Source organism: Mycobacterium sp. URHB0044, from assembly GCF_000620625.1.
In the GTDB taxonomy this organism is placed as follows: domain Bacteria; phylum Actinomycetota; class Actinomycetes; order Mycobacteriales; family Mycobacteriaceae; genus Mycobacterium.
The window spans coordinates 247,475-260,911 of record NZ_JIAW01000007.1; the positions used below are offsets into that span (position 1 = coordinate 247,475).

At 66.5% G+C, this 13,437-nt stretch carries 14 protein-coding genes; 10 read left to right on the forward strand and 4 right to left on the reverse strand.

Going from position 1 to position 13,437, the window contains the following annotated elements:
* Positions 1-32: 32 nt before the first annotated feature.
* The 8 genes from N536_RS0117025 to N536_RS0117060 all read left to right on the forward strand — a co-directional run bounded on the left by N536_RS0117025 (position 33) and on the right by N536_RS0117060 (position 7,274).
* The gene (locus tag N536_RS0117025; RefSeq protein WP_029114694.1) at positions 33-1,340 is read left to right on the forward strand and encodes an NADH-ubiquinone oxidoreductase-F iron-sulfur binding region domain-containing protein; all 1,308 of its coding nucleotides are present in this window, start codon (positions 33-35) and stop codon (positions 1,338-1,340) included.
* A complete protein-coding gene (locus N536_RS38730) occupies positions 1,337-1,579 on the forward strand; it encodes a ferredoxin (RefSeq protein ID WP_051574564.1) in 243 nt (80 codons plus the stop codon). The genes N536_RS0117025 and N536_RS38730 overlap by 4 nt, the downstream gene beginning before the upstream one ends.
* Positions 1,572-3,227 (forward strand): OB-fold domain-containing protein, encoded by a 1,656-nt coding sequence (locus N536_RS0117035; protein ID WP_029114695.1) that lies wholly within the window; start codon positions 1,572-1,574, stop codon positions 3,225-3,227. The genes N536_RS38730 and N536_RS0117035 overlap by 8 nt, the downstream gene beginning before the upstream one ends.
* Complete coding sequence (locus tag N536_RS0117040; RefSeq protein ID WP_029114696.1) at positions 3,224-4,108, forward strand: alpha/beta hydrolase; 885 nt, start codon at positions 3,224-3,226, stop codon at positions 4,106-4,108. Before N536_RS0117035 ends, N536_RS0117040 begins: the two co-directional genes overlap by 4 nt.
* Positions 4,108-4,926 (forward strand): NAD(P)-dependent oxidoreductase, encoded by an 819-nt coding sequence (locus N536_RS0117045; protein ID WP_029114697.1) that lies wholly within the window; start codon positions 4,108-4,110, stop codon positions 4,924-4,926. The genes N536_RS0117040 and N536_RS0117045 overlap by 1 nt, the downstream gene beginning before the upstream one ends.
* Positions 4,926-5,717: an NAD(P)-dependent oxidoreductase gene (locus tag N536_RS0117050; RefSeq protein ID WP_029114698.1), complete on the forward strand. Its 792-nt coding sequence runs from the start codon at positions 4,926-4,928 to the stop codon at positions 5,715-5,717. Before N536_RS0117045 ends, N536_RS0117050 begins: the two co-directional genes overlap by 1 nt.
* A gap of 160 nt (positions 5,718-5,877) precedes the next feature.
* On the forward strand, positions 5,878-7,080 hold the full coding sequence (locus N536_RS0117055; protein ID WP_029114699.1) for a cytochrome P450: 1,203 nt from the start codon (positions 5,878-5,880) through the stop codon (positions 7,078-7,080).
* Positions 7,077-7,274, forward strand: a complete 198-nt coding sequence (locus N536_RS0117060; protein WP_029114700.1) for a ferredoxin — start codon at positions 7,077-7,079, stop codon at positions 7,272-7,274. Before N536_RS0117055 ends, N536_RS0117060 begins: the two co-directional genes overlap by 4 nt.
* Before the next feature lie 112 nt (positions 7,275-7,386).
* On the opposite strand, the gene N536_RS0117065 is transcribed toward N536_RS0117060, so the two are convergent.
* From N536_RS0117065 to N536_RS0117075, 3 genes are read right to left on the reverse strand one after another with little or no spacing between them, the layout of a single operon-like run.
* The gene (locus tag N536_RS0117065) at positions 7,387-7,671 is read right to left on the reverse strand and encodes a DUF1330 domain-containing protein (protein WP_029114701.1); all 285 of its coding nucleotides are present in this window, start codon (positions 7,669-7,671) and stop codon (positions 7,387-7,389) included.
* Positions 7,672-7,703: 32 nt separating this feature from the next.
* The gene (locus tag N536_RS0117070) at positions 7,704-7,892 is read right to left on the reverse strand and encodes a ferredoxin (RefSeq protein WP_029114702.1); all 189 of its coding nucleotides are present in this window, start codon (positions 7,890-7,892) and stop codon (positions 7,704-7,706) included.
* On the reverse strand, positions 7,892-9,181 hold the full coding sequence (locus N536_RS0117075) for a cytochrome P450 (protein WP_029114703.1): 1,290 nt from the start codon (positions 9,179-9,181) through the stop codon (positions 7,892-7,894). Before N536_RS0117075 ends, N536_RS0117070 begins: the two co-directional genes overlap by 1 nt.
* 220 nt (positions 9,182-9,401) lie before the next feature.
* On the opposite strand from N536_RS0117075, the gene N536_RS0117080 reads away from it, so the two are divergent.
* Positions 9,402-10,229 (forward strand): lysophospholipid acyltransferase family protein, encoded by an 828-nt coding sequence (locus N536_RS0117080; RefSeq protein ID WP_029114704.1) that lies wholly within the window; start codon positions 9,402-9,404, stop codon positions 10,227-10,229.
* A 90-nt stretch (positions 10,230-10,319) separates the two neighbouring features.
* Positions 10,320-11,870, forward strand: a complete 1,551-nt coding sequence (gene fadD12, locus N536_RS0117085; protein WP_369798434.1) for an acyl-CoA ligase FadD12 — start codon at positions 10,320-10,322, stop codon at positions 11,868-11,870.
* Here fadD12 and N536_RS0117090 read toward each other — a convergent pair whose 3' ends face one another.
* On the reverse strand, positions 11,871-13,298 hold the full coding sequence (locus N536_RS0117090; RefSeq protein ID WP_029114706.1) for a wax ester/triacylglycerol synthase family O-acyltransferase: 1,428 nt from the start codon (positions 13,296-13,298) through the stop codon (positions 11,871-11,873).
* Between the last annotated feature and the right edge of the window lie 139 nt (positions 13,299-13,437).

Genomic DNA, 13,437 nt, shown 5'->3' on the forward strand with positions numbered 1-13,437 from the left:
TCCCGCGGCACAACGGCTAGAAGGAAACAGTCATGAACACCGCTGCGCCGCCCACGGCCACCGAACTCACCGTCGCCGCCTGGCCAGGTACGGTTCCCCGTCTGCTGCGCCTGTCCGACGACCGCGAGGACTACCCCGAGTACGCGCGCACCGGTGGATATCAGCCTCTCGACGACCCGGACGCATTGCTCGACGAAATCGACCGCAGCGGCCTGCTCGGACGTGGTGGCGCGGCGTTCCCCCTCGCGGTCAAGCTACGCACGGTCCGCGATGCGGGGCGGACGGGCAGAGACACCGTCGTCCTCGCCAATGGTGAAGAGGGCGAACCGGCGTCGATCAAGGACAAGTGGCTGCTGCGCAACCGACCGCACCTGGTCCTCGACGGCGTGCGTCTGGCCGCAGGCATCGTCGGCGCCGAACGCGCCTACGTGTACGTGTCGGACGCGCAGGCCGCCCGCGCCGTGAACGAGGCGATCGACCAGGCCGCCGCCGCGCGACCCGATGACGCACTCACCGTCAGCGTCATCACCGTCGACGCCGGCTACGTCGCCGGCGAGGAGACCGCCGCCGTCCGAGCCATCAACGGCGGACCGGCGAAGCCCACCGACAAGCCGCCGCGCCCGTTCGAACACGGCGTCGGCGGCCACCCCACGCTGGTGAGCAATGTCGAGACGCTCGCCAATCTCCCCTACCTGCTACGGCATGGCGCCGACGCCTTCCGCGCCGAGGGTACGTCCGCCTCCCCAGGCACCTTCCTGGCCACCGTCACGGGCGCGGCGCGGCCCGCCGCCCTCTACGAAATTCCGCACGGCGCTGCGGTCGTCGATCTCCTTGCCTTGCATGGCGTTTCGGCTGATCAACTCACCGGCGTGCTGATGGGCGGCTACTTCGCCGGGCTGCTGAACCGCGAGGTGCTGGACGCCACGCTCGATCACGAGACGATGCGCCGGCTGGGTAGCGGCCTCGGCTGCGGGGCCGTCGCCCTGATCACCGACGACTGTCCGGTCGCCGTTGCGGCGGCGGTGATGGCCTACTTCGACCGGGAGAACGCCGGCCAGTGCGGGTCGTGCTTCAACGGCACCGCGGCGATGTCGGCCGTCACCGAGGCCTTGCGCGACGGCGTCGCCAGCTCGGAGGACATGGCCCGTTTGGAGCGATGGTCGGTGGTGCTGCGCGGCCGCGGCGCCTGCGCGACGTTGGACGCGGCCACCAACGTGGCCACCACGCTGGTGTTGCAGTTCCCCCAACTGGTCGCCCGTCACCTCGACGGAGCCTGCGACTCCTGCCGCGCAGGCTCCTACAGCGTGCTGCGACCCTACGAAGTGGAGGCGGTGTCATGAGGATTCGGCTGGACCGCACGATGTGCGACGGTTTCGGGATCTGTGCCAAACACGCGCCCGGGTACTTCTCGCTCGATGACTGGGGTTACGCGTCGCTGATCGGCAACGGCACCATTCCCGACGAGGATCACGACGCCGTGCAGCGAGCCCTGTTGGACTGCCCGGTGCACGCGATCATCGAGATGAGCGCCGAGTCGAACGGCGCCGTCGTGACGAAGCGGGGAGTGGAACGTGTCTGAAGCGCCAGGGCGTCCACTGCCTCAGCTCACGCTCGAGAACGAGTTCTTCTGGACCTCGGGTGCCGACGGCCAGCTCCGGCTGCAGGAATGCCAGAGCTGTCAGGCGCTGATCCACCCGCCGGCGCCGATCTGCCGGTACTGCCGAAGTCACGACATCGGCGTGCGTTCGGTCTCCGGCAAGGGCACGCTGTCGGCCTTCACCGTCAACCACCGCTTCGGATTTCCCGATCTGCCACCGCCGTACGTCATTGCGCAGGTCGCCATTGCGGAGGACCCGCGAGTCCGGCTGACCACGAACATCGTCGACTGCGACCCCGAGGATCTCGAACTGGGCCAGCCGGTCGAGGTGCGGTTCCAGCACCTTGCCGATGTGTGGCTGCCGGTGTTCACCCCTGCGGCCGACCGGACTCCGCTGGCCCAGCCCGTCGACGAGATCGCGCCGCAGGACTTCGGCAAGCACGTCCGGCCCATGCTCACGCGGACGAAGTTCGAGGACCACTCGGCGATCACCGGCATCGGCGCATCCCGGCTCGGCAGGCGGCTGATGGTTCCGCCGCTGTCCCTGACGATCGAGGCGTGCGAGGCGGCGGTCGCCGACGCCGGCCTGACGCTCGACGACATCGACGGCCTGTCCACGTACCCCGGCCTCGACATCGGCGGCATGGGCGAAGGCGGTGTGAGCGCACTCGAGGGCGCGCTCGGGCTGAAGCCGACCTGGATCAACGGCGGAATGGACACGTTCGGTCCCGGCGGCTCGGTAATCGCGGCGATGCTGGCCATCTCCACCGGCATGGCCCGGCACGTGCTGTGCTTCCGCACCCTGTGGGAGGCGACCTTCGGCCAGCTGATGAAGGAGGGCAAGATGGCGCCGCCCGGCGGTGCCCGCACCACCAGCTGGCAGATGCCGTTCGGCGCGACGTCGGCCGCACATACGTTGGCGCTCAACGCACAACGGCACTTCGACCGGTACGGCACCACCCGCGAGACGCTCGGCTGGATCGCGCTGAACCAGCGCGCCAACGCCGCGCTCAACCCGACGGCGATCTACCGCGATCCGATGACGATGGACGACTACCTCGACGCGCGCATGATCACGACGCCGTTCGGGCTGTACGACTGCGACGTGCCATGCGACGGCGCGGTCGCCGTCGTGGTCTCGGCGGTGGACGTCGCCCGCGATCTGCCCAAGCCTCCGGTGTTGTTCGAGGCGGTCGGCACGCAGATCATCGAGCGCACCGACTGGGACCAGACCACGATGACGCACGAGCCGCAGGTGCTCGGCCAGGCCGCGCACCTGTGGACCCGAACATCGTTGCGGCCCAGCGACGTCGACGTCGCCGAGCTGTACGACGGGTTCAGCTTCAACTGCCTGTCGTGGCTGGAGGCGCTCGGCTTCTGCGGCATCGGCGAGGCCAAGGACTTCCTCGATGGCGGCAAGAACATCGCCCGCGACGGGTTGATCCCGCTCAACACCCACGGGGGCCAGCTCTCGCACGGACGGACCCACGGCATGGGCCTGATCCACGAAGCGGTCAGCCAGTTGCGTGGCGAGGCGGGCGAGCGACAGGTCGCGGGAGCCCAGGTAGCGGTCGTCAGCAGTGGCGGACTGACGCCCAGCGGGGCGATCCTGCTGCGGACCGAGTCATGACACATCCGCGGCCGCGCGTCGTGATGGTCGGCGCGGTGCCCATGTCGGGTTTGGTCGCCGAGGTTCCCGATCCACGCGCGGTGATCGTCGCGATCCACGGCGGCGCGACCTCGTCGGCGTACTTCGACTGTCCGGGCCACCCGCGACTGTCCTTGCTGCGCAAGGCCGCATCGCTCGGCTATACCGCGATCGCCCTGGACCGGCCGGGTTACGGCGCCTCGGCGCTGTATCAGGACGAGATGACTCTGCCCGAGCGGCGCGTCGAACTGGCCTACGGCGCGGTCGACAAGATCGCCCAGGTGGGCGGGCGCGGTGCGGGCGTGTTCCTGTTCGCACACTCGCTGGGATGTGAACTGGCCCTGCGGATGGCGGTCGACGAACGCGTCTCCGACGTGCTCGGCGTCGAGTTGGCGGGCACCGGGTTGACCTACCACCCGGACGCGAAGGTCATCTTGAGCGAGGCGACCACGACCCACCGTCCCGCGGGTCTGCGGGACCTGCTGTGGCAGCCCACCGAGCTGTATCCGCAGGAGGTGCTGACCGGCGCCCTGTCGGCGCCGGGTGTGCGCTACGAGAGTGAGGTCACCGCGAATTGGCCGCGTCGGGACTTCCCCGCCGTCGCGGCCAAGGTTGCGGTGCCGGTCGAGTTCAGCGCCGCCGAACACGAGAGCGTGTGGGCGTCCTCGCCGGCCGCGCTCGCGGAGATCACGGCGCTGTTCACTGCAGCGCCCCGCGTGGTCGTCAACGAAATGGCCGGCAGCGGCCACAATCTCAGCGTCGGCCTGACTGCCGAGTCGTATCACGAACACGTCTTGTCGTTCGTCGAAGAGTGCGTTCTGGAGGCCCGCGAGGGCACGGATGTCGAAGTGGAGGCGGGTTGATGCGCGTCGGGTTCATCGGACTGGGAAGTCAGGGCGCGCCAATGGCGCGGCGGATCGTCGAGGGCGGCTACGAGCTGACGCTGTGGGCACGCAGGCCCGCGTCGGTCGAGCCGTACGCCGACACCGCGGCGAAGGTGGCCGCCACCCCGGCAGAGCTGGGCGCGGCGAGTGACCTGGTCTGCCTGTGCGTCGTCGGTGACGACGACGTCAAGCAGGTCCTGGAGGGTGGCACCGGCGTGCTCGCCGGGCTGGCGCCGGGCGGCATCATCGCCATCCACAGCACCGTGCATCCCGACACGTGCCGCGAGATCGCGAAGATGGCTGCGGACAAGGGTGTTTCGGTGATCGATGCGCCCGTGAGCGGTGGCGCACCGGCCGCTGCGGAGGGCACGCTGCTGGTGATGGTGGGCGGGGACGAGGACGTCGTCGCGAAGGCGCGGCCGGTGTTTGCGACGTTCGCGGACCCGATCGTGCACCTCGGCGGGGTCGGCAGTGGCCAGGTGACGAAGATTCTCAACAACCTGCTGTTCAGCGCGAATCTCGGAGCGGCGGTCAGCACACTCGAGCTGGGTGAGGCGCTCGGCGTGCCTCGCAAGGAGCTGTGTGAGGTGCTGGCGCGCGGGTCGGCCACCAGCAAGGCCGTCAGCAGCATCTCCATGTTCGGGGGCACGCTGGAGGGCTTGGCCCCGATCGCAGGTGCGTTGTTGCAGAAGGACGTTCGTCACGCCGCGAGCCTCGCCGACGATGCCTCCGCGCCGCAGGGCACGGTGTTCACGGTGGCCGACACGGCGCTCGAGTCCATGGACCATCCGCGCTGATGGAGGTCGGCTTCGTCGGCGCAGGGCGGATGGGCGCTCCGATGGTGCGCCGCCTGGTCGAGGCCGGGCACGACGTGACCGTACTCGGCCGCACCGACGAAAAGCGCGCGGCGGCAATCGGATTGGGTGCGCGGCCCGTCGCCGACGCGACTGCCGTTGCCGAGAACGCGGACGCGGTGGCGGTGTGCGTCTTCACCGACGAGCAGGTGCGGCAGGTCTGCCTCGACGGTGACTTGCTCACCGCGATGCGGCCCGGCACGGCGCTGATCCTGCACACCACCGGTAGCCCGCGCACCGCGACCTCCATCGCCGAGGCAGCCCCGCACGTCGACGTCGTCGACGCCCCGGTCAGCGGCGGCCCACACGACATCGCGGCCGGCCGGGTGACCCTGTTCGTGGGCGGTGCCGTGGACGTGGTGAGCCGCATCAACCCGGTGCTCAGCGCGTACGGCGACCCGATCCTGCACTGCGGGCCCACGGGGTGCGGACAGCTGGTGAAGTTGGTGAACAACACCCTGTTCGCCGCGCAAATCGGGCTGGTCGCCGAGGGGGTGCGCCTCGGAACCACGCTCGGCATCGACGAGTCGACCCTGCTTCAGGCACTGACCCACGGCAGCGCCAGCAGCCGGGCACTGGGCAACATCGCGCGAGCGGGTTCGGCAGCGGCCTTCATCTCGGCGGTAGGCGACTTCATCGGCAAGGACGTGGCCGTCGTGCGCAAGACGGTGGCCGAATTGGGCGGCGATCTCGGCATGCTCGACGACGTCGTCAACGCAGGTCTGATGGGGTAAACACGGATCGCCGATTGAGCGGTTCGCTTAGTAAGCAAAAGGTTACGACGGTTGGCGATTCGTCAGTCTTTCGGTTCTTGAGGGTGCATACTGTTTGCGTTACAGTTAATCAGCCTTCCGTAACGTTACCGGCCCGAAGCTCGGCGCCGAGGAGGATGCAGTGACCAAGCCCAAGCTGGTGTTCAATCCCGTCTCGCAGGAGTACTTCGACAATCCGTACGACGTGTACAAGCGGATGCGTGACGAGGCACCGATCTACTACGACGAGGACGAGGACTTCTACGCACTGACCCGCCACGAGGACGTGGCGGCGGCGTTGAAGGACTACGAGTCCTTCTCGTCGTCCCGCGGTTGCGACCTGTCGATGGTGCGCAACGGCGAAGTGCCGCAGAGGTCCATCATCTTCATGGACCCGCCCGACCACCGCCACATGCGCAGCCTGCTCAACAAGGCGTTCACCCCGCGCGCAATGCAGGCGCAGAAGGACACCGTCGTCGAACAGATCGATCGGTTCCTGTCCGCGGTGAACCCCGACGAGTTCGACGTCGTCCAAGATTTCTCCGGGCCGTTCCCGGTCGAGGTGATCACCCGAATGGCGGGCGTGCCCGAGGACTTCCGCCAACAGGTCCGGCATTGGATCGACATCAGCTTGCACCGCGAGCCGGGACAGATCGATCTCAACGAGACCAACATGCAGGCCAACATGGACTCCGGCGTGTACTACTACGGCCTGGTGCAGGAACGGCGCGCGAATCCGCAGGACGACATGATCAGCCGCTTGATCGCCGCGGAGATCCCCGGCGAAGACGGGCAGATGCGCAAGCTCGACGACATCGAGATCACCGGTTTCACGACGCTGCTGGGCGGCGCAGGCGCGGAGACGGTGACCAAGCTGGTCGGCAGTGCCGTCGTGGTCTTCGCCGAAAACCCCGATCAGTGGCAGAAGCTGCTCGACGACCGGAGCAAGGTCCCCGACGCGGTGGAGGAGCTGCTGCGCTACGTCGGTCCGGTGCAGTACAACGTGCGCTACACGTTGAAGGACGTGGAGGTTCCCAGCGGCACGATCCCGGCACACAAGCCGGTGTTCTTGATGAACGCGGCGGCCAACCTCGATCCGCGGGCCTTCACCGACGCGGACAAGTTCGACATCGACCGGGACCGTTCCGAGGCGCAGAACCTTGGCCTCGGATACGGCATCCACAGTTGCCTCGGGGCGGCGTTGGCCCGCATGGAAAGCGCAGTCGCACTGGAGAAGTTGCTCGACTTCATGCCGCGCTACGAAGTCGACTTCGACGGCCTGCGGAAGGTCCACATGCAGAACGTCGCGGGATTCTCGAACGTTCCAGTCAAGGTGCTGCGGTGACCAAGAAGATCGACGTCGACTTCGGCCTGTGCGAGAGCAACGGCGTCTGCATGGGCATCATCCCCGAGGTGTTCGACCTCGACGATCAGGACTACCTGCACGTGCTCACCGACGAGGTGACACCGGAGAACGAGGATCAGGTGCGCGAAGCCGTGCGCCAGTGCCCGCGTCAGGCCATCGCGATTCGCGAGTAGGGCGTGCGATTCGTCTTCGTGCACTGACGAATGCGCGAGCAGACGCATATGTCCCCGACACGCCGCGCGTGCGGGGACATATGTGTCTGCTCGCGCGTCAGGCGCGGCCCGCTCAGAAGCCGGAGACGATGACCCCGTTGCACTGCGCCGCGCCCTGCCTGACCTTCGCCGCCGCCTGGTAGGCGTCGGAGTAGTACCACTCACGCGCTGCCTCAACGGATTCGAACTCGAGCACGACGGTTTGGTGGCCGTGCCACGTGCCCTCGATCACCTCGGGCTTCTGGTCGACGGACAGGATGGTGGCCCCGCCCATCGCCTTCATGGCGAGCTTGCCGTATTCGGCCATGCCTGCCGGGTCCTTGATGTCCTCGGTGATGATCACATAACCTTTGGCCATGGCGAATCTCCTTGTCGGTAGTGCATATTGGGCTAGATTTCGCTGATTGCGCGTTCGGGGCAGTTCTCGATCGCCTCACGCGCCGAACCCTCGAGTTCGGAGGGCACCTCGCCGGGATCGGCGACGGCCCAGCCGTCGTCGGACATCTCGAAGACTTCGGGGCACAGCGTCAGGCACATGCCGTGGCCGGCGCAACGGTCTTCGTCGACGGTGACCCGCATCAGGCGCCGCTGGGCTCGATGACGTCGAACTCGAGGTGCAGCGACGTGAGTCCACGCAGAATGTAGGTCGGAATGTAGTTGTAGCGGCGGCTTCCCGCCGGGCCGTGATGGCTCTCCGAGATCCGGATGTCCGTCGTGCGGTCCAGTAGTCGCTCCAAGCCCACCCGTGTCTCGGCCCGCGCCAGCGGTGCGCCGGGGCAGCTGTGGATGCCCCGCCCGAACGCCAGGTGCTGACGGGCGTTCTTCCGCTTGGGGTCGAACGTGTCGGGGTCATCGAATCGGCGCGGGTCGCGGTTCGCCGCGCCGTTGAGCACCATCACCGTTGTGCCGGCACCGAGTTCGGTCTCACCGATCGTGACCGGCACCCTCGACAACCGGAAGTCGCCCTTCACCGGGCTTTCGATGCGCAGCGCCTCTTCGATGAAGTTGGGCAGCAGGCTGCGGTCCTCACGCACCTGACGCTGAATGTCCGGTTGATCGCCGAGCACCTTGAGCGCCGTGCTGAGGAGGCGCACCGTGGTCTCCTGGCCTGCCGAGAACACGTTGGTGGCCACCCTGGCGACGTCGCCGACGTCGGGTATCGAGCCGTCGGGGAAAGTCGCCGTCGCCAGACCGGTCAGGACGTCGTCGCGCGGGTTGGCGCGACGGTCCTCGACGTAGTCGGAGAACTGCCCGTAGAGGAACTCCAGCGGGCTGTGCGACAGCGACTCCTTGCCGGTGCTGCCGATGCCGCCACCGGAGTTCTGTCGGATGCCGTTGACGAAGTCCTCGCGGTCCTCGTCGGGAATGCCGAGCAGGTCGGCGATGACAAGCAGGGTGAACGGCCCGGCGAAGCCCTTGATGAACTCCCCCTCACCGCCGACCAGGAAGTCGTCGAGGACCTCGTCGGCGAGCCGCCACATCGCGTCCTCGTTCTCCTTGAGGCGCTTCGGGGTGATCAGCCGCATCATCAGCGAGCGATGGTCGGTGTGCACCGGCGGGTCCAGCGTCGGCAGCTGATCGCTGAACGGCAGCTCGTTGCGGTGCTCGTTGATCAGTTCCGTCACGTCGTCACCCTCGAGCGGCACCGGAAAGCCGGGGAACGGACCGGTTACCGACGTGCACGACGAAAAGGTCTCGGCATCGTTGTAGACCTGCACCGCCTCGTCCCAGCCGGTCACCATCGTCACGCCATAGTGGTCTTCGCGCGCGACCGGGCACTTGTTCCGCAACCCCTCGAACCACGGGTACGGGTCGTCGACCAGCCGTTCGTCGCGAAAGAAGTCGATGCCGGTGGGATCGTTCGCCATGTACTGCTCCGTTCGGCCACTGCCTAGCGAGAATGGGCCTCTCATTGTTGAGTATCAGATTTCCACAGTGCCCTTCCGCCGTCAACGCGGGTACCGGTGGCGCCACCACTTTCACCCCTATCCGGACAATGAGTAACCGTGTTACTGTCCGTCGGCAGCCGCGTTGCTGCACGTGGCGCCGGCTCGTGTGGACCACGCGGAGTCGATGAGGGGGACGACGATGAGCGACGCCGACGAGGAGCGCGTCCACCTGGATGAAATTTCGAAGTGGGATCCGGACTTCACCCGACGTGTGTTCGGGTTCCTTCGTCCGGTGATGAAGCGGTACTTCCGCGCCGAGGTGCGCGGGGCGGACCGCATCCCGCCGGTAGGCGGCGTGCTGCTGGTGTCGAATCACTCCGGCGGCCAATTCTCCCTCGACGTTCCGATCCTTGCGATCGAGTTCTACGAGAAGTTCGGTTATGACCGGCCCATCCGGACCCTCGCCCACGACTTCCTGTTCACCGGGCCTGCCGCCGACGTCTTGCAACGGCTCGGCATCATTCGGGCCACTCGTACCAACGCCGATGAGGCGCTTCGCTCGGGCGATGTCGTGATGGTCTTCCCGGGCGGCGATTACGACGCGTGCCGGCCGACGAGCCAGCAGGACGTCGTCGACTTCAACGGCCGGACGGGATACGTCAGAGCTGCCATCGAGGCCGGCGTTCCGATCGTGCCCGCAGTCTCCATCGGCGGGCAGGAGAATCAGCTCTACCTGACGCGCGGCACCGAGCTCGTACGGCGCCTCGGCGGGATCGCGAAGGCAGCTCGCCTCACGACGATTCCGGTATCGCTTGGCCTTCCCTTCGGTCTCAGCCTCGGCGGCCTGTTGCCGCCGAACTTGCCACTGCCGACCAAGATCGTCACCCAGGTGCTCGAACCGATCGACGTCACAGCGCAATTCGGCGAGCACCCCGACATCGCCGCCGTCGATGCCTACGTGCGCAGGGTCATGCAGGATGCCCTCACCAAGCTCAGCCGCCAGCGCCGACTGCCGATCCTGGGCTGATGCATGGGACGACCAAGTCGGTTCTTCAAGCGCCTCAACGATTCACGCGAACTTGCGTCCACGCTTCATCGTTCGGGCTTCATCGCCTTCATGCGTCCCGACAAGTATCTGCGGATCGCCGCGGCAGCTCGACGCGAGCACATGGCACCCACGTACGCGTTCGCGGCTGCGGCGCGGCGTTGTCCCGATCGGCCCGCCGTGATCGATGAACGCGGCACGCTGACGTGGCGTGAACTCGACGAACGCTGCGACGCGCTTGCCGCCGGACTTCAAGCGCTGGCCCCCAACCAGTCTCAGACGATCGGCATCATGTGCCGCAATCATCGTGGTTTCGTCGAGGCACTGGTTGCGGCGAACCGTGCGGGTTCGGACCTGTTGCTGTTGAACACGTCGTTCGCCGGTCCGGCGTTGGCAGGGGTCGTCGACCGTGAAGGTGTCGACGCCGTGATCTACGACGCCGAGTTCAGCGACACCGTCGAGCACGCACTCGCCGGAAACCCGGACGCGACACGCATCCTCGCGGACGATCCGCTCGACCCCGGTTCCTTGACGCTCGAAATCCTGATCGAGGACCATCTCGGACAGCGGCCCAGACGTGCGGCTAAGAAGAGCAGGACGGTTCTGCTCACCTCCGGTACGACGGGAGCGCCGAAGGGCGCCAAACTCACGAGTGGTGACGCCAACGCGCTGAAGGCCATCCTGGACCGCACGCCGTGGCGCGCCGAAGAGACCGTCGTGATCGCGGCGCCAATGTTTCATGCGTGGGGTTACGGGCAGCTGCTCTTCGCCGCGCTGATGGCGTGCACGATCGTGACGCGTCGCAAGTTCGATCCAGAAGCGACGCTGCAGTTGATCGACCGCCATCGCGCGACCGGCTTGGTCGTCGTGCCCGTGATGTTCGACCGCATCATGGAGCTACCAACGGACGTGCTCAACCGCTATTCCTGTCGCTCACTGCGGTTCGCCACCGCGTCGGGTTCCCGCATGAATCCCGACGTGGTGATCGCCTTCATGGATCGGTTCGGCGACGTAGTGGTCAACAACTACAACGCCACCGAGGCGGGCATGATCGCCAGCGCAACACCAGAAGACCTTCGCGCCGCACCGGAAACGGCGGGCAAACCCGTTGCAGGAACGGAGCTTCGGATTCTGGACGAGGATCTCGAGGAGCTGCCAACCACAGGCGTCGGTCAGATCTTCGTTCGCAGTGCCACGCTGTTCGAGGGGTACAGTTCCGGCACGACGAAGCGATTCCACGAAGGCTTCATGGCCTCCGGAGATCTGGGGTATCTCGACGCGAACGGACGGCTGTTCGTAGTCGGCCGCGACGACGAGATGATCGTCTCCGGCGGTGAGAACGTGTATCCCATCGAGGTCGAGAAGACCCTGCTCGGGCATCCCGACGTCGCCGACGCGGCGGTGATCGGGGTGGACGACGAACAATACGGTCAGCGGCTGGCTGCCTTCGTGGTACTCAACGCCGGTACCTCGGCGACGCCTGACGTACTGAAGCAGCACGTGCGGGCCAGCCTGGCGAACTACAAGGTGCCGCGAGACGTCGTCGCGCTGCACGAACTGCCGCGCAATGCCACCGGCAAGATCGTCCGCAGCGACTTGTACCGCTTGTTGTCCGACCGCTGATCAATTGGCCGAAGCCGGGGCCATTGCCGTCAGCACCTCGGTCAGTTCCGTCGACAACCCTGCGGCAGCACGCAATTCGACGAACCCCCGCACCATCGCATCGGTGGCCTCGTGCGCGTCGTCGAGGGTCACATCATCGGTGAGCACCGAAATATTGAGCTGATCGACATAGCTCCACACCGTGATGTTCATGCCGCTGCCGGCAAGTAGCGGTCCGACGGAATAGATCTCGCTGACCGTCGCGCCGCCCGTGCTGCCCCGTTCCCGCGGACCGGGCACGTTGGAGATGAGCAGGTTCATCATTCGGCTCTGCGCCTCACGCCGGGCCACCCATCGGAAGATGGGCGGCGACAGGTTCGGCGGGAGGTACGACGCCCACTGGGCCATGGTTTCACCACCCATGAGGTGGAGATCTTCCTTGGCGATTCGCATCGCGGACGAGGTCAGCCGCACGCGCTCCAGCGGATCGGCGATGTGCACCGGCAACGACGCGTTGAGTCCGAAGACGTCGTTGCCGGTCAACCGATCCGGCGAGGTATCCAAACCCACTGGTACGGAAACGATCAGAGGCGCATCGGCATGTCCGTCACGACGCAACAACAACTCCCGAAGTGCGCCGGCCGCGGAGGCCAGCACCACATCGTTCAGCGTGACGCCCAACGCCTTGCTGGTTTCCTTGACATCGCTCAACGCCAGCGTGGCAGTCGCGAACCGGCGCCCCGGCGTCACGACGTGGTTGATGAACGTCGGCGGCGGGAGCTGCTTGCTGAGGCCAGCTTGCGCTCCGCGCTCCTTCACGCGCGAGCGCACCCTTCTGATACCGGCCGCAGTTTCTCGCGCCAACGTCGGCAGCTTGCCGAACTGCCGGACGTGATCGCGCCAGGCAGCCTGAAGCAGCTCCCCTCTCGACGGCGACGGCTCTTCGTCATCGGTATCGGGTACGTCGTTGATGGGGCTCTGATCCATCATCTTCGCCATCAGATTCGCTGACGCCACTCCGTCGGCGAGAGCGTGGTGAATCTTGCCGACCACCGCGAACCGATTGCCTCCCATGCCCTCCACGAAATACATCTCCCACAAGGGATGACGGCGATCCAGCGGCGTACCGGCGATGTCGCCGATCAACTCGTCGAGCTCTCTGCGGCCACCTGGCGCACGCACCCGCACTCGATGCAGGTGATAGTCCAGGTCGATGTCCGACGTCTCCGACCACATCGGGTGATGCAATCTCATTGGGGTGTGGACGAGCTTGAGACGCAATGGCTCCAGCCGATGCAACCGACGCTGCAACTCGGTTCGAAAGAACTCGAAAGTGAACTCGCCGTCGAAGTCGGCTGCGTCGATGATGCCGATCTTCAAGGTGTGCTTGTGGACGTTCGGGGTCTCGCTGTACAGCAGCATGGCATCCCAACCGTTGAGTCGTTTCACCCTTGCCTCTCCACACACGACGAAGAACGTGGGGCTATACAACCACTGCTCACCGGCGTGACGAGCCGACTTCGGAAAGCTGGTTGGCGGCACGGCGCAACTCGGCAGAAGGCGTGCCACCCAGCCCCTGCGATCGGTT